Source organism: Maricaulis sp. (assembly GCF_034670125.1).
Lineage (GTDB): Bacteria > Pseudomonadota > Alphaproteobacteria > Caulobacterales > Maricaulaceae > Maricaulis.
Map to the genome: position 1 here is coordinate 37,765 of NZ_JAXMOC010000003.1, position 19,617 is coordinate 57,381.

18 protein-coding genes are annotated in these 19,617 nt (G+C 62.7%); 8 read left to right on the forward strand and 10 right to left on the reverse strand.

The annotated features are described in order from the left end of the window. Positions 1 to 77: 77 nt before the first annotated feature. The 5 genes from VOI18_RS06340 to VOI18_RS06360 all read right to left on the reverse strand — a co-directional run bounded on the left by VOI18_RS06340 (position 78) and on the right by VOI18_RS06360 (position 5,847). The gene (locus VOI18_RS06340) at positions 78 to 614 is read right to left on the reverse strand and encodes a DUF3035 domain-containing protein (RefSeq protein ID WP_323761554.1); all 537 of its coding nucleotides are present in this window, start codon (positions 612 to 614) and stop codon (positions 78 to 80) included. 81 nt (positions 615 to 695) lie between these two features. Continuing rightward, positions 696 to 1,295 carry a signal peptidase II gene (gene lspA, locus VOI18_RS06345; RefSeq protein ID WP_323761555.1) on the reverse strand — a complete coding sequence of 200 codons (600 nt, stop codon included), beginning with the start codon at positions 1,293 to 1,295 and terminating at the stop codon, positions 696 to 698. Further along, positions 1,288 to 4,260, reverse strand: coding sequence for an isoleucine--tRNA ligase (gene ileS, locus VOI18_RS06350; RefSeq protein WP_323761556.1), 2,973 nt, complete (start codon positions 4,258 to 4,260; stop codon positions 1,288 to 1,290). Before ileS ends, lspA begins: the two co-directional genes overlap by 8 nt. A 180-nt stretch (positions 4,261 to 4,440) precedes the next feature. Continuing rightward, complete coding sequence (locus VOI18_RS06355) at positions 4,441 to 5,385, reverse strand: bifunctional riboflavin kinase/FAD synthetase (protein ID WP_323761557.1); 945 nt, start codon at positions 5,383 to 5,385, stop codon at positions 4,441 to 4,443. 6 nt (positions 5,386 to 5,391) lie between these two features. Next, entirely contained in the window at positions 5,392 to 5,847 is a 456-nt protein-coding gene (locus VOI18_RS06360) for a MaoC family dehydratase (RefSeq protein ID WP_323761558.1), read from the reverse strand. Positions 5,848 to 5,956: 109 nt separating this feature from the next. Between VOI18_RS06360 and VOI18_RS06365 the strand changes: the two genes are divergently transcribed. Further along, on the forward strand, positions 5,957 to 6,343 hold the full coding sequence (locus VOI18_RS06365) for a response regulator (protein ID WP_323761559.1): 387 nt from the start codon (positions 5,957 to 5,959) through the stop codon (positions 6,341 to 6,343). 54 nt (positions 6,344 to 6,397) lie between these two features. Beyond that, complete coding sequence (locus VOI18_RS06370) at positions 6,398 to 7,087, forward strand: protein phosphatase CheZ (RefSeq protein WP_323761560.1); 690 nt, start codon at positions 6,398 to 6,400, stop codon at positions 7,085 to 7,087. Between the two features lie 12 nt (positions 7,088 to 7,099). Here the strand turns inward: VOI18_RS06370 and VOI18_RS06375 are convergent, their stop codons facing one another. The 3 genes from VOI18_RS06375 to VOI18_RS06385 form a co-directional block, all read right to left on the reverse strand. Beyond that, entirely contained in the window at positions 7,100 to 7,951 is an 852-nt protein-coding gene (locus tag VOI18_RS06375; RefSeq protein ID WP_323761561.1) for a TIGR01459 family HAD-type hydrolase, read from the reverse strand. Between the two features lie 48 nt (positions 7,952 to 7,999). Further along, complete coding sequence (locus tag VOI18_RS06380) at positions 8,000 to 9,223, reverse strand: EAL domain-containing protein (RefSeq protein WP_323761562.1); 1,224 nt, start codon at positions 9,221 to 9,223, stop codon at positions 8,000 to 8,002. 198 nt (positions 9,224 to 9,421) lie between these two features. After that, the gene (locus VOI18_RS06385; RefSeq protein ID WP_323761563.1) at positions 9,422 to 10,087 is read right to left on the reverse strand and encodes an OmpA family protein; all 666 of its coding nucleotides are present in this window, start codon (positions 10,085 to 10,087) and stop codon (positions 9,422 to 9,424) included. A gap of 277 nt (positions 10,088 to 10,364) precedes the next feature. On the opposite strand from VOI18_RS06385, the gene VOI18_RS06390 reads away from it, so the two are divergent. From VOI18_RS06390 to VOI18_RS06405, 4 genes are all read left to right on the forward strand, one after another. Continuing rightward, complete coding sequence (locus VOI18_RS06390) at positions 10,365 to 10,652, forward strand: co-chaperone GroES (RefSeq protein WP_011642545.1); 288 nt, start codon at positions 10,365 to 10,367, stop codon at positions 10,650 to 10,652. Positions 10,653 to 10,706: 54 nt separating this feature from the next. Beyond that, complete coding sequence (groL, locus tag VOI18_RS06395) at positions 10,707 to 12,362, forward strand: chaperonin GroEL (protein ID WP_323761564.1); 1,656 nt, start codon at positions 10,707 to 10,709, stop codon at positions 12,360 to 12,362. A 509-nt stretch (positions 12,363 to 12,871) separates the two neighbouring features. Next, positions 12,872 to 14,830: a S9 family peptidase gene (locus VOI18_RS06400; RefSeq protein ID WP_323761565.1), complete on the forward strand. Its 1,959-nt coding sequence runs from the start codon at positions 12,872 to 12,874 to the stop codon at positions 14,828 to 14,830. A 114-nt stretch (positions 14,831 to 14,944) separates the two neighbouring features. Further along, positions 14,945 to 15,370, forward strand: a complete 426-nt coding sequence (locus VOI18_RS06405) for a hypothetical protein (protein ID WP_323761566.1) — start codon at positions 14,945 to 14,947, stop codon at positions 15,368 to 15,370. Here VOI18_RS06405 and VOI18_RS06410 read toward each other — a convergent pair whose 3' ends face one another. Then, the gene (locus VOI18_RS06410) at positions 15,371 to 15,835 is read right to left on the reverse strand and encodes an Lrp/AsnC family transcriptional regulator (protein WP_323761567.1); all 465 of its coding nucleotides are present in this window, start codon (positions 15,833 to 15,835) and stop codon (positions 15,371 to 15,373) included. Between the two features lie 105 nt (positions 15,836 to 15,940). Between VOI18_RS06410 and VOI18_RS06415 the strand changes: the two genes are divergently transcribed. Continuing rightward, entirely contained in the window at positions 15,941 to 17,050 is a 1,110-nt protein-coding gene (locus VOI18_RS06415; protein WP_323761568.1) for a serine hydrolase domain-containing protein, read from the forward strand. On the opposite strand, the gene VOI18_RS06420 is transcribed toward VOI18_RS06415, so the two are convergent. Continuing rightward, on the reverse strand, positions 17,047 to 18,153 hold the full coding sequence (locus VOI18_RS06420) for a glycoside hydrolase family 3 protein (RefSeq protein ID WP_323761569.1): 1,107 nt from the start codon (positions 18,151 to 18,153) through the stop codon (positions 17,047 to 17,049). The two genes, VOI18_RS06415 and VOI18_RS06420, sit on opposite strands and share 4 nt — an antisense overlap. A 272-nt stretch (positions 18,154 to 18,425) precedes the next feature. On the opposite strand from VOI18_RS06420, the gene VOI18_RS06425 reads away from it, so the two are divergent. Further along, positions 18,426 to 19,526 (forward strand): hypothetical protein, encoded by a 1,101-nt coding sequence (locus VOI18_RS06425; protein WP_323761570.1) that lies wholly within the window; start codon positions 18,426 to 18,428, stop codon positions 19,524 to 19,526. Positions 19,527 to 19,617: the final 91 nt, after the last annotated feature.

Below are 19,617 nucleotides of genomic sequence, written 5' to 3' on the forward strand. Positions count from 1 at the left end.
GCCTCTTGGCTGGCCCCGAGTCGGTCAAGTGGGAGCGTCGGTCGGACGGAAACCCCGTCAGACACGTCAGGTCCGGATCAAAGGCCCGGCAGCTTGGGAAGCAGGCGGCGGTCGCGCTCGATTTCCACTTCGCCACCGCCGGTGACGTTCTGGATACGCTCCTGCGCAAGGGCTTCGGCTTCGGCGTCAAGCGGGGTGGCGTCACCCTGCGGACGATAGGCGCCGTCGCGCCAGAACAGGACCATGTCGGCGAAGCTGCGATTCTTGCGGACAACGCTGGCCATCTCGCCATCAATGATGGAGCGGATGAAGGGATCGGCCGAGCCGCCATTGGCGCGCGCGACGAGGAGAGCTTCGGCGTCGGAGCCTTCAAACTCTCCCTGACGACCCAGAAGCGCCGCACGGGCTTGCTGGTCCGGATAGATCTCGTCCGGGCGCGGCTCGCCGGGACGCGGCGGACGCAGATTGTATTCCGGCGGAACGGTCAGCGGCGCGATGGTCACGGTGCGAAACTCGTCCGGCGTCGACCGCTCGGCGCCGATCGCACGCGAGACATTGCTGCAGCCGGACAGGGCGATGGCCGCGGTGGTCGCGGCGATAAGAGCAGTACGCATACGCATCTCTGTGAGACTCCGAATTTCTGTTGGTAACAGTTTAACCCAAAGGCGGGTCATCACTCCACCCCGGAATCCACACTAGGTGTCGGATGCCGGCTTTCTGTCATTGAGGAAAACATCGAGGATGATCGCGGCGACGCCGAAATTGATCCCGACATCCGCAATATTGAAGACGTAGGGAAAGTAAACGTCGGAAAAATTGAGAAAATCAACAACAGCCCCGTAGAGGCCGCGGTCGATGGCATTGCCCAGCGCACCGCCGATGATGAAGCCGAACGCCACGCCCTGCAGCCGACGCGTGGCCCGGATCGGGCCGGCATTCAGCAGGCCCGCGATCAGGCCGACCGCCACCAGCACCGAAAAGGCGATCAGGATCGACCGCCCCAGCGGACCATCCGCACCCAGCAGCCCGAAACTGACACCCTTGTTCCAGACCATGGTCAGGTCGAAGACCGGCGACACTTCGATATGTCCGCACGTATTGAGCAGCGTCAGACGCTCGGCGCCCTCGGCGCGTTGGTAGTCCAGACAGCCAGCGGGCGAAAAGTTCAGGCCCGACAACACCCACCATTTGGTGAGCTGGTCGAGGATCAGAACCACAGCGGCGATGCCCAGACCCAGGCGCGGGACCGGCGACGCGGCAAAGCGCCGCCGGATCTCAACGGCCCAATCAGGCATTCTTCGCGTCCCACCAGGCCACTGCATCGGCATCGCGCGGGCTCAGCTCGGGATAGCGCTTGTCGGCACCGATTTCGGTCGAGTACTTCCACGACCGGGCACACTTGGCGCCCTTGGCACGACCCGGCACGACCGCGATATCGGCGACATCGTCGAGCCGGAAGGACCCGTCCGGCGCCTCGCCGTCAACCAGGTAAGCCTGGCTGGTGATACCGATCTCGGCGACAAACTCATCGACATCACCCTTGGTTTCGGCAGCCAGGGCCGCGCGATAGGCGGCATCCGTGACGAAAACCTGCGGCGCCGCTTCGAGGCTGGACCCGATCCGCTTTTCCCGGCGCTCGACTTCCAGCGCCCCGTTCACCACCCGGCGCAGACGGCGGATGGTGCGCCAGTTCTCGGCCAGCGCCCCGTCCTGCCAGTCACCCGGCGTTTTCGGGAAGGTGCGCAGATGCACGCTGTCATCCTCGGACGGGAAGCGTGTCAGCCAGACTTCTTCCATGGTGAAAGGCATGATCGGCGCCAGCCAGGCGGTCAGGCGCATGAAAATCTCGTGCATCACCGTGCGGCAGGCCTTGCGGCGGTCATCGTCCGGACGGTCGCAATACAGGCTGTCCTTGCGGATATCGAGATAGAAGGCCGACAGGTCGACGACGCAGAAATTGAACAGCGCCGAATAGACCTTCTTGAAGTCGTAAGCGGCATAGCCATCGCGCACGACCTGGTCGAGCTCGTGCAGGCGATGCAGCATGAAACGCTCAAGCGAGGGCATGCGATCGTGCGGGACATGCTCGACCGTCGCGTCATACCCGTGCAGCGCACCGAGCAGGTAGCGCAGCGTGTTGCGCATCTTGCGATAGGCATCGACCGAGGTCTGCAGGATCTCTTCGGAGATGCGCAGGTCATCGGTGAAGTCCTGGGCGGCGGCCCACAGGCGCAGGATCTCGATGCCGTATTTCTTGCCGATCTCGATCGGGGCCAGCGTATTGCCGAGCGACTTGGACATCTTGCGGCCATCGCCGGCCATGACGAAGCCATGGGTCAGCACGGCGTCATAGGGTGCGCGTCCGCGTGTCCCGGAACTTTCCAGCAGGGACGACTGGAACCAGCCACGATGCTGGTCAGAGCCTTCCAGATAGAGGTCGGCCGGCCATTTCTGATCGGCGCGCGGCTCCAGCGCGAAAGCGTGGGTACAGCCACTGTCGAACCAGACATCGAGAATGTCGGTGACCTTCTCATAGGCGTCAGCGTCGTAATCAGAACCGAGGAAGTCGGCCGACGACCGTTCGAACCAGGCATCGGCACCATCGGCAGCCACCGCATCGATGATGCGTTCATTGACCTTGGGGTCGTTGAGCACACGGGTCGTGCCCTTTTCGACAAACAGGGTCAGCGGCACGCCCCAGGCGCGCTGGCGCGACACCAGCCAGTCGGGACGTTGCTCGACCATGGCGCGGATACGGTTGGCGGCGACCTTCGGCGTGAACTCGGTCTCGGCAATGCCCTTGAGGGCCTTCTCGCGCAGCGTTCCGCCCGACTTCATGGGCCGATCAATGGCGACAAACCATTGCGGCGTATTGCGGAAGATGACCGGTGCCTTCGAGCGCCAGGAGTGCGGGTAGGAATGTTCCAGGCGGCCGCGTGCGAGCAGTTTGCCCTGCACGATCAGCTCGTCCATCACGGTCTTGTTGGCCGGCCCGTCCTGGCCCTGTTTCTTGCCGTCCAGACGAATGATGTTGAGCCCGGCAAAGACCGGCACGTGCGGATAATAGGCGCCGTTCTCGTCGACCATGTGTGGAACCGGCGCGTCCTTGTCGTGCCATTCCGGATAGGACATCCAGGCGACATAGTCCTCGGCGCCATGGCTGGGAGCCGTGTGCACGAAACCGGTACCGGCCTCGTCGGTCACATGCTCGCCTTCGAGCAGCGGGACGGGGTAGGACCAGAAGCGGTCGAGTTCGGACAAGGGGTGCGAGCAGACGAAACCGGCCGGATCGATGGTGTCGACCCGTTCCCAATTCCCGATCATCGCGGCCTTGGCGGTCTCTTCCCACAGCGCGTCGGCGACGATCAGCGTGTCGCCCGGCATGGCCCAGGGTTTGAACTCGCCGCCATCAACGCCGGTGACCTTGTAGAGGCCATAGCTGATCTCCGGCGAGAAACAGATCGCGCGATTGCCCGGGATGGTCCAGGGCGTCGTCGTCCAGATCACGACATGGGCGCCGATACAGGTCCTCGGGACCGCCGAGCCATCCTTGCGCACGCCGCGAACCGGGAAGCGCACGAAGATCGTCGACGACACCTTGTCCTGATACTCGACTTCAGCCTCGGCCAGAGCGGTCTTCTCGACCGGCGACCACATCACCGGGGCCGAGCCGCAATAGACCAGGCCCTGTTCCACAAAGGCGAGGAATTCACGCACGATGGCGGACTCGGCCTCAAAGGCCATCGTGGTGTAGGGGTCATCCCACTCGCCATTGACGCCCAGGCGCTGGAACTCGGACGACTGGACGCCGACCCACTCACTGGCATAGGCGCGACATTCGGCGCGGAATTCCTTGACCGGGATATCGTCCTTGTTGCGGCCCTTGGCGCGGAAATTCTGTTCGACCTTCCACTCGATCGGCAGGCCATGGCAGTCCCAGCCTGGACGATAGGGCGCGTCAAAGCCCGCCATCTGTTTGGACCGGACGACCATGTCCTTGAGAATCTTGTTCATGCCGGTGCCGATATGGATATGCCCATTGGCGTAAGGCGGGCCGTCATGCAGCACCCAGCGCTCGCGGCCGGCGCTGTCGGCGCGCATGCGCTTGTAAAGGTCAAGCGAGTTCCAGCGTTCCAGCCACTCCGGTTCGCGTTTGGGCAGGCCGGCGCGCATCGGGAATTCGGTGGTGGGCAGGAAAAGCGTGTCTTTGTAGTCGCGACCGGCGTCTGTCGCGCCAGTCTTCGAGGGCGTGTCCGTCATCGGATCGGATCCTTGCGGTCTTCTGTCGTCATGGGTTCAAGGCAGGACATGTCCCGGAACCGCCCACGTCAAACGCGGCGGCCCGGGCCGGTAATTCGCCCGAAGGCGTTGGCGGCGACAGGCGCAGCCGGGCATATCAACCGGGACATCGAGACCATGCCTCGCATTTAACAGAGCCCGTCAGGCCGGTCCAGACAGGGCGCTCAGCACACGGCGCGCCGCGGCGGCGTCCTCGGCGATCTGCGCCTTCAGGGCGTCGAGACCGTCAAACCGCCTTTCCGACCGCAGATGGTCAAAGAACTCGATTTCCAAGGTGCGACCGTAAAGATCACCGGACCAGTCCAGCAGGTGGACTTCCAGCAATTCGGTCGCCCCATCCACCGTCGGCCGCTTGCCGATATTGGCGACACCGGCCAGCGACGGTGCGTCGCCCTCAATGCCGACACGGACGGCATAGACGCCATAGTCAGGTCTTACATAGTCGCCAAGGGTCAGGTTGGCGGTCGGAAAACCGATGGTCCGGCCACGCTGGTCGCCACGCTGGACAATTCCCTCAACCACCCACGGCGATCCGAGCAAGGTCGCGGCAGCCTGCATGTCACCATCATGGATGGACTTGCGGATCCGTGTCGACGACACCTTGTCAGCGCCATTGCCATGCAGCTCGGCGAAAGCGGTCTTGATATCGTGTTCGGCACACAGGCGGGCGAGGTCGTCGGTGGCACCGGTCCGTCCGGCTCCGAAACGGAAGTCCTCGCCGGTGACGATGCCGGCGATTCCCAGACCATCCGCCAGAACATCGCCGACAAATTGCGCCGGCGTCATCTTCGCCATGTCCATCGAGAAAGGCAGAACATGAAGCTGGCGGACGCCGAGGCTGTCCAGGATACGGTTGCGGCGTGCCGCGCTCATCAGGCGAAAGGCCGGCGCGTCCGGCGCAAAGAAGCGACGCGGGTGCGGGTCGAACAGGGCCGCCCCCAGTGGCGCCTTGAGCGACCTGGCCAGACTGCTGGCCAGCGCGATCACATGCCGGTGGCCCATGTGGACCCCGTCGAAATTGCCTAGGGCGATGACCGCACCGCGATCATCGCGAGGCAATCCGCTATGGCCTCGCAGGATCTTCATGCGGGATCAGTCGTCCGCCTTGCGGCGACGCTTGCGGACCATCACCTCGGCTTCCGCCTGCATGGTCAGCTTGTCGCCGACATGGCAGGTGCAATCCATGACCGCCTTGCGCGATTTGAGATCGACTGACTTGACCTCGACCCGGGTGCGAACCTCGTCACCAATGCGGGTCGGGTGGAAAAAGCGCATGTTCAGTCCGAGGAAGATCGCGCCCGGTCCGGGCAGCTGGTTTCCGAGTACGCCGGAAATGTAGGATGCGACCAGGGCGCCGTGCGCAATTCGTCCCCGAAAAGGCGTCGCGCGGGCATATTCCTCGTCCATATGCACGGGATTATAGTCCCCGGACACTTTTGCGAACATTTCCAAATCTTCCTCAGTAACAGTCCTAACTGCTTCTGCGGAAAGACCTATTTCCATTTCATCGAGGGCGATACTGCGCACGTCCGACATCGGTGACTCCATCTTTGTACCCGCTTTAACCGATTTTTATCCGCGAATGTCTAGGGTCCTAGCTGAAGACAGCGGAACAAGCTGTCCTTGTGTAAACGCGCCGAGTGGATGGAGACTTAGCATGGCTGTCGAGATGACGATGCCGATCCTGGTCGTGGATGACTACAAAACCATGATCCGCATTATTCGCAACCTGCTCAAGCAGATTGGGTTCGAGAATGTGGACGAGGCCGCCGATGGCCAGGAAGCCTTCGCGAAAATGCAGGAAAACAAGTACGGTCTGGTAATTTCAGACTGGAACATGGAGCCGATGACCGGCTACGAGCTTTTGCAGAAGGTTCGAGCCGACGAAGGCATGAAGGCGACGCCCTTCATCATGGTAACCGCAGAATCCAAGACCGAGAACGTGGTCGCGGCGAAACGGGCCGGTGTAAACAATTACATCGTGAAGCCCTTCAACGCCGGAACTCTCAAATCAAAGATGTCAGCGGTTCTCGGCGACTTCTAGTCGCCTGATGATCCGCCCAGTCCTTGTTTGAGTCTGCAAAGGAAGGAGGGCCCCATGCCCGCCGCCAATGTTGCCGCGCAAGTCCGCACGTCACTCGCCTCTCTGAAAGCGAGCGACCTGCAGGATGCCCAGATCATGGAAGTCCTCAAGCTGGCCCACCAGCTGACGGATACGATGAAGCTGTTCTTCAGCTCCCTCGACCAGTCGATCTGCCAGGAATTCAATTATATCGCGGAATACATCTCGCGAACCCGTGACGAGATCGCGGCCCTCAGGCCGAACGATATCAAGACCTCGCGCATCCCCTCTGCCGGCCAGGAACTCGAGGCTGTCGTCGGGGATACCGAAAAGGCGACCGAAACCATCATGAGTGAGGCGGAAGCCGTGCTCTGCGATGATGAAGCCGACTATGACGCCTATCGCGCCAGTGTCGAAGCCCGGATGATGACCATCATCGAGGCTTGCAGCTTCCAGGACCTCGCCGGTCAGCGCGTGTCCAAGGTCGTCACATCGCTGCGCCACGTGGAAGATCGCGTGTCCCGCTTTGCCGATGTCATGGGTGTGCGTGATGCCGATCAGGTGTCCGAGGAAACTGCCGAGGAAAAGCGGGCCCGCGAGCTGCTGCTCAATGGCCCCGCGATCGGCGGTCCGGAGACCAGCCAGGACGATATCGACGCGATGTTCGCCGATGCCGCACCGGCTTCGGATCTCGACCAGGGATCGATCGACTCCCTGTTCGATTGATCCGCGATGAGCCTACCAGGTGAGCCGGTCCGCGACATAACGCGCGGCGACACCGTAATCCTTCAGCGCGGCGGCGGCTGTCTCGACATCGAGGCGGCCGCCGTCAAGCGTTTCGGCAAGGATTCCGTCGGCGATGAACAGGCAGTCGACACCAGCCCGGCTTGCCCCCTCGACATCGGTTTCCGGTCCGTCGCCAATGGCCAGCACCCGGTCCGGCGCCACCGTAAACCCGCGCGCCTCCAGCGCCGACTTTGCCAGCCGGTAGATCGGTCTGTGCGGTTTGCCGGCGACGACGCTGGTCCCGCCCATCTGACGGTAGTGCCGGGCTATGGCTCCGGCGCAATAGATCAATCGACTGCCCGACTGCACCACGATGTCCGGATTGGCGCAGACCAGGTCCAGACCGCGCTCCAACGCCCGCGCCAGGACCGCGTCATAATCCTCCGGTCGACCGTCAAGATAGTCATCAGGGCCGGTGCAGGAAATGAACTCAGCCTCCTCGATGCCCGTGAATTCAAGATCGAGGCCTTCATACAGGCTGCCATCGCGCGCCGGACCTATGTTGAAGGCCCGGCCAGGGCAGCGCTTGGTCAGTTCCTCGCGAATGGCGTCTCCGGAGGTCACGATGGCATCGGTCGCGCGGTCCGGCAGACCCATATCCGCGAGAAAGTGCGCCAGGGAGCTGCTGCGTCGCGGTGAATTGGAGACCAGGCAAACGCGCCCGCCACTGTCGCGGAAGCGTGTCAGCGCATCGACGGCATCGGGCAGCAGGTCGGTTCCGTCGCGGATAACACCCCAGACATCGCAATAAAGGGTGTCATAGCGATCGCGGAGCGGGCCGAGTGTGGCGAGTTCTGGAAGCATGGAGCGCTTGAAGCAGGCTCGTGCGGGACGGTCAATGCGGCGTTGCCATCAGGCCGTCATCTGGATGACATTATTGCCCGGGTCGCGCGGCGTGGTTTCCAGCATGTCGTCACGTACCGGCCGGGGTTCGCCGAACAAATGGCCCTGCCCGTAGGCAACATCCATCTCCAGAACCTCAACCACCGTCGACTCATCCTCGATCTTGTCGACAATCAACTCGATCCCGTGCCGCCCGAACAGTCCGGCGAGGTCCTCTGTGGCAATGGCCCCGGCCTCGTAGCCGGCAATCGACTCGTAATTGTCGATCGCGTCGAGCAGGCGACGACCGCCGATCTTGGCGAAGCGGACACCGGCCCGCTCCATTTCGGTCAGGTCCAGTTCGACATGGGCGATCTGGTCGATGGAGAAGCGGAAACCGAAATCCGCCATCCGCGCCATGTTGCGGGCGGCGATAGCGTCGCGTTCCTCGAAGGCCTGCTGGGAAATCTCGAAAATGAGTGAACCCGACAAGTCCTTGTTCTGGCGGATGAAGTCGAGAAACTCCGGGAAGAAGGTCTCGTCCGACAGGGAATTCAGCGAAACATTGCAGAAGATCGCCACCTTTCGGTCCTGGCCGGTCAGGCGACGGACGATCTGCACGCAGCGGAAGAGCAGGAGATTGTCCACCTCGGCCATCAGGCCCGCCTCTTCGGCCGCGGCCATGAAGGCACCCGGCGCAAGGACAAGTCCGGTCGCGTCGCGCAGGCGGGTATAGCTCTCGTAGAAGGCCGTGCGGCGCTGCGGCAGGGTGACGACCGGCTGCAGATAGAGGTCGACCCGGTTGGCGGCGAGCGCTTCGCGGACGGTATCGATATCGGTACGGGAGGTGCTGACGGTTGTCGCGCTGTCCGGCCGGGTCTGCACGCCATTCGGGCCAACCCGCCGGACCAGGTCTTCCAGCACCTTGACCTCATTGACCAGCGCGTTGTCGCGCTCGACTGACTCGGTACGCAATTCGTCGGCAATCTCGTCGATCCGGGCCTGGGCGGCCTCGAATTCCTCGGCCAGGGCGAGATTGGCCGCCTTGAGCTCATGGATCTCGGTTTCAAGTTCGCGGCGTTCCTGGCCGCGGGCCGCAGCGGAATGCGCCATGCCCGCCACAATGAAAACGATCGCGCCCATCATCCAGGCATTGAGCGTCGGCATCAGTCCGAAGAACTCGAATCCGATGGCCGCCACACCGGCGATGGTGATGTAGGTCAGGAGAATCAGAATGTCGGATGCACGGGGCATGTCGGGCCTTCGAATCAGCGGGTCGTCAGGTGTGCTTGCAGGTTAAGCTGCGTCGTGACCAGTTGTCGTTTGGTTAACGAAGGTAAACCACACCCCCTCTGATCCGACCTAACCAATTGTATTTCAAGGCCATGCATAAATTAAAGCGGCCCACCGATCCGGCGGGCCGCTCTTTAAACTGCAGGAAATCCGGCCCGATCAGGACGAGGCGTGCGGCCGGATCAGGATTTCCACGCGGCGATTCTGCTGTCGGCCGGACGGCGTGTCATTAGACGCGATCGGCGACCGCTCGCCCATGCCGGCGATGTAGAAACGGTCGCGCAGAACGCCCTGTGAGATCAGATAATTGCCCACAGACAGGGCCCGGCGCTCGGAAAGCTGCTGGTTGTATTCGGCAGCGCCGACCGAGTCGGCGTGACCGACAATGTCGACATAGGTCGCCGGATAGCGGTTCAGCACCGTCGAGACATCGCTGAGGATGCCGTAGAACTGGCCCTGGATGTCGGCGGAGTTGGTGGCGAAGGTGACATCCCCCGGCATGATCAGGCGCAGGTCATTGCCTTCGCGGCGCACGCCGACGCCAGTGTCGGACAGGGCTTCGCGCATGGCCGCTTCCTGGCGGTCCATGTAATTGCCGATGGCACCACCGGCGAGCGCGCCGATACCGGCACCGATCAGGGCGTTGGTCCGGCCCTCCTGGCTGTCATTGGTATTGGTGAGGTAACCCAAAGCCGCGCCGGCGGCGGCGCCCAGCAGGACACCCCGGCCGGTATTGTTGGCCCGGGTCTCGCCGGTATAGGGGTCGGTTGTCGTACAGGCGGCCATGGACAGGGCCGCGACGGTCAGAACGGTAGTACGAAGCATGGTTGGGCGGAGTCTCATGGTGTTTCCCTCTCGGTAACGCAGCTCAATGCCTATCATATCGATTTATATGACTGGCATGGCAATGGCCGGATTTATCTTTCGCAAGATGAACGCAGGCTGACAGGCATTCCGTCGCGCTGCAAATGCATTCCCGACCTCTTGACGTGTCGCGCTGCGCCTCCTATCTCCGCCGCTGTTAGCAGTCGGCTGGGGTGAGTGCCAACGAGCCCCTCCGGATGCGAGAAACCTTCAGTCCTCTGTTTGGAGATAGATCAAGATGACTTTTCGTCCTCTGCACGATCGCGTGCTGGTAAAGCGCGTCGAAGAAGAGTCCACGACCAAGGGCGGGATCATCATCCCGGATACGGCCAAGGAAAAGCCGCAAGAAGGCGAAGTTGTCGCCATCGGCGGCGGCGCGATCAAGGAAGACGGCTCGGTGCGTCCGCTCGACGTCAAGGCCGGCGACCGCATCCTGTTCGGCAAATGGTCCGGCACCGAAGTCACCGTTGACGGTGTCGAGCTGCTGATCATGAAAGAGTCCGACATTCTCGGCGTGATGGCGTAAGCCGCACACCCGATCCGAACACCCCTCTCAAGCTAGAAGAACGGATATAATCCAATGGCTGCCAAAGACGTACTTTTCGGCTCCGACGCGCGTGAACGCATGCTGCGCGGCGTCGACATCCTCGCCAATGCTGTCAAGGTCACGCTCGGTCCCAAGGGCCGCAACGTGGTCATCGAGAAATCCTTCGGCGCGCCGCGCACCACCAAGGACGGCGTCTCCGTCGCCAAGGAAATCGAACTGGCTGACAAGTTCGAGAACATGGGCGCGCAGATGCTGCGCGAGGTCGCTTCCAAGACCAATGACGTCGCCGGCGACGGCACCACGACCGCCACGGTCCTGGCCCAGTCGATCGTCCGCGAAGGCATGAAGTCGGTTGCCGCCGGCATGAACCCGATGGACCTCAAGCGCGGTATCGACAAGGCCGTCGCCATCGTCATGGACGACATCAAGGCCAGCTCCACCCCGGTCAAGGACTCCGGTGAAGTGGCCCAGGTCGGCACCATCTCTGCCAACGGCGCGAGCGATATTGGCGAAATGATCGCCAAGGCCATGGACAAGGTCGGCAAAGAGGGTGTCATCACCGTCGAGGAAGCCAAGTCCCTGGAAACCGAACTCGATGTCGTAGAAGGCATGCAGTTCGACCGCGGCTACCTGTCGCCTTACTTCATCACCGACGCTGACAAGATGCAGGTCGAGATGGAAGAGCCCTACATCCTGCTCTTCGAAAAGAAGCTGACCTCGCTGCAGCCGATGCTGCCGATCCTGGAAGCTGTCGTTCAGTCCTCGCGTCCGCTGCTGATCATCGCCGAAGACGTTGAAGGCGAAGCGCTGGCCACCCTCGTGGTCAACAAGCTGCGTGGCGGCCTGAAGATTGCTGCCGTCAAGGCTCCGGGCTTCGGCGATCGCCGCAAGGCGATGCTGGAAGACCTCGCCATCCTGACCGGCGGCCAGGTCATCTCCGAGGACCTCGGCATCAAGCTGGAAACCGTCACACTGGACATGCTCGGCTCGGCCAAGCGCGTCAACATCACCAAGGACGACACCACGATCGTCGACGGTGTCGGCGACAAGGCCCAGATCGAAGCCCGCGTCACGCAAATCCGTCGCCAGTCCGAGGAAACCACCTCCGATTACGACCGTGAGAAGCTGCAGGAACGTCTGGCCAAGCTGGCCGGCGGTGTGGCCGTGATCAAGGTTGGCGGCGCCACCGAGATCGAAGTGAAAGAGAAGAAGGACCGCGTCGACGACGCCCTCAATGCCACCCGCGCTGCGGTTGAAGAAGGCATTGTCCCGGGCGGCGGCGTTGCCCTCCTGAAGGCCTCCGCCAAGCTGGCCGGCCTGGAAGGCGACAATGCTGACCAGACGCAAGGCATCGCCATCGTGGCCCGCGCCCTGCAGTCCCCGATCCGTCAGATCGCCACCAATTCCGGTGTCGAAGGCTCGATCGTAGTCGGCAAGGTCATGGAAAACGCGTCCGCGACCTTCGGCTTCAACGCCCAGACCGAAGAGTATGGCGACATGCTCGCCTTCGGTGTGATCGACCCGGCCAAGGTTGTCCGCACGGCCCTGCAGGACGCGGCCTCCGTCGCTTCCCTGCTGATCACCACGGAAGCTGCCGTGGCTGACGCCCCGAAGGAAGAAGGCGCCGGTGGCGGCATGCCTGACATGGGTGGCATGGGCGGAATGGGTGGCATGGGCGGCATGATGTAATCATGCCGGTCACCTGACCGAACAAAGGAAAGGGCCGTCCCGATGGGGCGGTCCTTTTCTTTTGGCCATGCCCCCATGAATCCGCCCATCCATCAAAAGTGAGCCGTCCGGCAAGCCGGACGGCGGGGGCGGAATGGGTGGCATGGGCGGCATGATGTAGCAAACATCATAAAGCCGCCCATCATCGAAAGGTGAGCAGACCGGCATGCCGGTCTGCGGGGGCGGCATGATGTAATCATGCCGGTCACCTGACCAAACAATGGAAAGGGCCGTCCCGATGGGGCGGCCCTTTTCTTTTAGTTTCCAGGCGAGGTTCCCTCTCCCTTGGGAGAGGGTCAGGGTGAGGGGTGAATCCCGGTGCCGAACAACCAATCCCCCTCATCCGCCCCTTTGCGGCACCTTCTCCGAAGGGAGAAGGAAGGCATGCGAGGGACATATTCCATTTGCCTTGCGACACGGCCCCCTCTCCGCGCTATGGTCGCGGCAGCAATTTGCCGTGGGGGATCGACATGAAACGTACAACCGTGAGCACGGGCCTGGCCTTGGCCGGCCTTCTGGCCGCCTGCCAGCCGGCCGGGACCGGCACCGAAACCGCCGAGACGCTGCCGGCCGCAGCTGAAGCCGCTGTCCGCCATGACGCCGCCACCTTCCACCAGACCACCAGTTTCGGCATGGCCTCTTCATCCGGCTTCGCTTGGTCAGGCGATGACAGCCGCATCCTGATCTCCTCGGACGAGACCGGCGTGTTCAATGCCTATGCTGTCGACCCCGACACCGGCGACCGGGACGCGCTGACCTCCTCCGAAACAGACGCCACCTTCGCCGTGTCCTGGTTCCCGACCGATGACCGCGCCGTGGTGACCGCCGACAGCGGCGGCAATGAGATCTCCCACATCTTCGTGCGCGAGCTGGATGGCCGGCTCAACGACATCACGCCGGGCGAAGAAGTCCGGGCGCAATTTCTCGGCTGGTCACCCGATGGCAATGACATGTGGGTGATGACCAATGAGCGCGACCAGTCGGCGATGGACATCTACGCCTATGACACGCTGAGCTATGAGAGTGGCGTCGTGTTCGAGAACAGCGACGCGCTGCAGATCGGCGATGTCAGCCCCGATGGCCGCTGGCTGGCGCTGGTCCGCAACCGTACGTCAGCCGACAGCGACATCCTGCTGCTCGACCTCGCCTCGGGCGAGACCGAGCCCAGCGTGATCACGGCCCATGAGGGCAATATCGCCCACAATGTTTACACCTTCACGCCGGACAGCACGCAACTGGTCTATGCCACCGACGAGCATGGCGAGTTTAACCAGGCCTGGACCTATGATCTGACCGACAGCACCACAGCACCGCTGATCGAGGCCGACTGGGACGTCCAGTTCGTGATCTATTCCGATAGTGGCCGTTACCGGGTCTCCGGCATCAATGCCGATGCCCGCACCGAAGTGACCATCCAGGACACAACGAGCGGCGACACGCTGGCCCTGCCCGAGCTGCCCGCCGGTGACATCAACTCGGTCCGTTTCTCGCGCGATGAGAGCCGGATCGCCTTCCTGATCAATTCGGCCACCTCGCCGTCCAATCTCCATGTCGTTGACCTGGACAGCCAGGACCACGCCCAGCTGACCAATGCCCTCAACCCGGCCATTACCGAGGCCGAGATGGTCGACGCGCAAGTGGTCCGCTTCGAAAGCTTTGACGGGCTGGAAATTCCCGGCATTCTCTATCGTCCGCACGGGGCCAGCGCCGACAATCCGGTCCCGGCCCTGGTCTGGGTCCATGGTGGCCCGGGCGGTCAGAGCCGGATCGGCTATTCCGCCACGATCCAGCACCTGGTCAATCATGGCTATGCCGTCTACGCGGCCAATAATCGCGGCTCGTCGGGCTATGGAAAAACCTTCTTCCACATGGATGACCGCCGTCATGGCGAGGACGACCTGCGCGACATCGTCGCCGCCGGTGACTGGCTGCGAACACAAGACTGGGTCAATGCCGACGAGGTCGGTGTGATCGGCGGCTCCTATGGCGGCTACATGACCGCCGCCGCCCTCACCTTCCATCCGGAAGCCTTCGAGGTCGGCATCAATATCTTCGGCGTCACCAACTGGGAGCGGACACTGGCCTCGATCCCGCCCTGGTGGGAAAGCTTCCGCGAAGCCCTTTATGACGAGATGGGCGATCCGGCGACCGATGGCGAGCGTCACCACGCCATCTCCCCGCTCTTCCACGCCGAGAATGTGATCCGCCCGATGCTGGTCATCCAGGGCGCCAATGATCCGCGCGTGCTGCAGGTCGAGAGCGACGAGCTGGTCGAGGCCGTCCGAGCCAATGGCGTGCCGGTCGAATACGTCCTCTTCCCGGATGAAGGGCACGGTTTCCGCCGCCGCGAAAACCGCATCACCGCGTCAGAGGCCTATCTGGGCTTCCTGGACACCCATCTACGGGGAGCTCATGACGCCAGCGAGTAGTTCGGCCTCACGCCTGTCCGTTTCCGTGCCACCGGGCGGCCTGCATCACAGCAGGGCGCCGGGCACGGACAGAGCCTTCACTTCCTGGCGCCCGCCATTGCCGAAAGAGCGTTCATGATCAATCGCATAGCCTACTGGATTACCGTCATCGCCCTGCTGTATGCGGTTCACCAGTATACCTACGGGGTCGTCTACAGCCTCGGATACCGGTTTGGCTATTTGTCGCTCGAGTCCCTGCCCGACGTGTATCAATCCTGGTTGCCGCAAATGGCGCTGTGGCAGGACGTGATCTACACCACGGGTTACGCGCTGAGTCTTGCCGCGACAGGCCTGTTGCTGCTGCGTCGCGCCGAAGCCTTGTGGGTCATTATTGCCGGCGGCGGACTGGCCCAGCTGGACTGGATATTGTTGCCCTTTACCGCCACGACGCCGGAAACCGTTTTCGACTATTCGACATTCCTCCAGTACTTCGTGCTGATCGGCTTGCTGGTATTCCTGCGCCAGAGGAATGTCCTCCGCCGGGCGCGCAGTACCCGGTAGTCAGGCCCGGTTCGGGACCGGGATGGCGGTGGAGAATTTGTGCGTGGTGAAGACGACGGACGTCTCGTATCGCCGAATGCCCGGATCGCCGAGCAGGTGCTGCTCCGCCCAAACCTCGAAGTCGCGCAGGCTGCTGGCATGGACATGAATGATGAAGTCCACCTCCCCGGCGATGGAATAGCATTGCGTCACACAGCGTTCCGCCATCATCCGGGTACGAAACTCGAAATGGTTCGATGGCGTGTCTTCTCCGAAAACAACCGACACAATCAGGGTCTGTCCCAACGCGTCCTGATCCAGAAGCGCGACATCACCGCGGATCAACCCTGAAGCCCGCAGGCGATCCAGTCGGCGACGGACAGCCGTTTCAGACAGGTTGACGCGCTCCGCTATCACCCGGTTGGGAAGGCGATTGTCCTCCTGCACAACTGAAAGCAAGGCCCGGTCGAAGGCGTCGATATCCATATGGCGACCCTATGTGGCGAAATTCGCCACTTCAAGAACAGAATTCGCCGGATAAAGTTTGCCCGGCTGCGATAGGGTTTTCCTCCATTGATCAGGAGACCTGTGGTGCCAAGCGTCATTCATGTAATCCGGGCTGCCATGCTGGCGGCGTTCCTCGTCGGCTGCGCGAACCCCGAACCATCCGACGCAGCCACAACTGGCAGCGACCTGATCATTGCGAGGATCGACGCGGCACTGGCAGAAAACGACATTCCCGGCGCAATAGTCCTGCTGGACATTGAGGGCAGTCGCATGACCATTGCGCGTGGCGTGGCAAACCGCGAGACCGGGCTTGCCATGCAGACGACGCATTTGATGCGCGCAGCGAGTGTCGGAAAACTACATACCGCCGCCGTGATCCATCAGCTGATCCTGAACGGTGAGCTGTCCCTGGACATGAAACTTGCTGATGTCGTTGAGGCCCACTGGCTGGAGGACATCGCGAACGCAGATCAAGCCACGATCCGCCAACTCCTCAACCACACGAGTGGCATTCCCGACTATTATGACGATGGCTGGTTCGCCCATGTAAACACTGTGGACGGCAACACGCCCGAACGGACGCTGGCCCACATCCGCGGCGCGGCCGCCGATTTCCCGCCTGGCACAGACCATGCCTACTCCAACACGAACTACCAGTATCTGGCCCTGGCCGCCGAGGCTGTGACCGGTCAATCAATCGATGCGCTCTACCGGGAACTGGTCTTCGAGCCGCTCGGTCTCTCGGCCACTGGATACAACATACAGTTTGATCCGGCTGACCGGATTCACGGCTATGGCAGCGAGCTGGATCCCGAACAGGACGCATTCGAATTGCTCGAAAACAACGGCCCCGATGGCGGCATCTTCACGACCGCCGACGAGCTGGCAGACTTCCTGGCCGCACTTTTTGACGACGACGGGCGCCTGCACCCGATCGGCGCATCCATGATGTCGGACCTGCATGATCGGGGCGACGGGCGCTATCGAGCGCTGGGCCCGACCTATGTGGAACACCCGTTGGGCTTCACAGCGGTCACCCATGGCGGCTCGATCGCCGGCTACGGCACGATTGCCATCCGGCTCTTGAGCCAGGATGCGACCGTCATCGTTCACCTCAATCGCGACCGCTCCGACATTGCCGGTCAGCTGGCACAGCAAATCCTGTTGGAAGCCCTTACAGGCACCGCCAACTAGAGCCCGACACGGGCCTTCAGTACGGCCAGCCGTGCGACCGACTGGTTGATCCGGTGTTCGGTCAGGCGTCCCTCTCTGATGGCGGCCTCGACCCAGCCGACAATCCGCTGCGGGAGTTCGGCGTCGGGCGCGGCGGAATTGGACAGCATGATCATGTCATTGCCGGCCTCGATGGCGCTGATCACGGCCTCGTGCTGGCTGTAATTGTTGCGAATGGCGCCCATGTCGAGATCATCGGTCATCATCACGCCGGTGAAACCGAGTTGCTCGCGCAACAAGCCTTCCAGCACCGGGGCCGAAAATGTCACCGGCGCGCCGGTCGGGTCGAGCTGGCGGTTGGTCAGATGCCCCCCCATCATCACATGCGCCTGGCCCTGCTCGATCAGCTGACGGAAAGGCGCCAACTCGGCCTCGCTCCAGCTGTCCGAAATGTCGACAAAGCCGTCATGACTGTCGCCTCGCGACCGGCCATGCCCGGGGAAGTGCTTGATCGCACAGGCGATGCCAGAGGCCTCGAAAGCGTCAATGAAGGCACCAGCATAAGCCGCGATGGTTTCGCCATCCGTGCCATAGGCGCGGCCGTGCCGGCCGATCACCGCATTGTCGGGATCGTGCAGGTCGGCGACCGGGGCGAGGTTCATGTTGAAGCCCGCCTCGCGAAATTCCGCCGCACCGAGCCGGTAGAGCTCGCCCGCATCCTCAGGCGAGCGCGCTTCGGCCACCTGCATGGCGCGCGGGATATGGGTGTATCCCAGATCGCGCGACAGGCGCTGGACCAGGCCGCCCTCCTGATCGATCGCCATCCAGGAGGACGGGCTTGTGGCACGGAACCGGGCCGCGGACCCCTCCGCGCCTTCACGCGAACGCACATTGTGGCGCAGGAAGAGAACGCCGCCGATCCGGTTGGCCGCCAGATGGGCATCGATGATGTCGGCCCCCTCGGTCTCGCTGTGCGAACCGATGAATCCCATCAGCAACATGTCGCCGACACGGTCCGCCAGGGGCCGCTCGATGGCATCCCGCGCTAGCGCGCCGGCAGACGGTCCGAACATCGCCGCCAGGGAGGCGGCAATACCTGATTGCAAAACGCGTCGTCGGTCCATGATCTGCCTTCTGTCCCCGGTTCGAGACCGGGAGAATGCGGATCGGGCAGGAGGCTGGCAAGTCCGGGGGCTGCCCAAGGGCTCACACCAAGCGGGCTGCTCGGCCTCCTCGGGACACAACAGATTGGTTGTATGACCGGATGCCCGGTCGAGCTTGTCCGCAAGATGCGGGCGCGGCAGGCTGAATAGGTGACAAATAATTTAGCGCGGATCATGGGCCCCGTAAGGCTGGCCCGTTCAGCCTGCCGTCACATCGCAGAGGGATTGATGCAATGAAACGAATTCTGATGGCAGGTGCCGCGCTCGCCGTGACCGGCGCAGCGGCTTTCGCGCTCGATGACGATAGTGGCGCGCACCAGACCCGTATTCATGTGGCCGGTGGCCACGACGCCATGGTTGTCAGCGAGGATGGCCAGGTGGTCGAGGTACGCGGCGCCAATGGCGACCGGACCATCCATGTCGACCGCGACGGCGAACGATCGGTCATCAATGTCGATGGCCAGCAGATCGAGATCAATGACGGCGTGGTGACAGTCGACGGCGAGGTGGTGGAAACCGCCCCGCACAGCGTCGTCATCATCGATGGCGATGAAGTCCGGGTAATCGAGGGCCATCATGCCCGCATGGGTCGCGAATTCGAGGTTCACATGGCCGAGCGGGCCGAACATCTGGCCCGCATGGAAAACCATATCGCCCGGATGGTGATTGATGTGGATGGTGCCGATATCGAGGCCACCGTCCTGCAGTCCCTCGAACAGGCGCTCGCCGGGCTCGACGATCATCACGTCATCCACTCCGGTGACTGGGATGAGTTGAGCGACGAGGAGCGAGCCGAAGTCCGCGCCGAACTGGACAATGCCCGCGAGGAAATCCGCGAAGCGATGCAGGAAGTGCGTCGCGAGATGCGCGGCGCCCATGCCGAACTCGAAGGCGAGCGGCGCCGCGCCCGGGTCGAAATCCGGCGAGCCGCCCGCGACATGGCCCGGGCGGAACACGACGTGGCCCGCGCTCGTGTCGAGGTCCTGCGCGGCCATGAAGAAAGCCGCCACGCAGATGTCGAACGCCTGCAACAAGTGATGGGCGATACTGGCGCTGCCGAGCTGCGCATCGAGGAAATCGATGGTCGCCAGCGTGTCTGGGTCGATGGTGAGGAGCAGACCGGCGACGAGCTGATCGAATGGCTGAATCGCCTTGAGGTCGATCGACTGGCCGGTGGCCACATCGATGCGGACTCCGAGGGTCGCGAAATGCGGCGACACGCCCGCGTCGAGCGGATCCAGCGCGGTGACAGCCGTCAGGTGATCGAGATGGATGGTGGCGAACGCGTCGTCATCATCGAACGCCGCACCACGGACGACACTGAAAACGACTGACCTCGCGTCGGTGTTCCGGAGAACAGGCGGGCTGGCTCATGCCGGTCCGCCTTTTTTCATGCCACCCGCCGTCCGGAACCGGACAGATAGC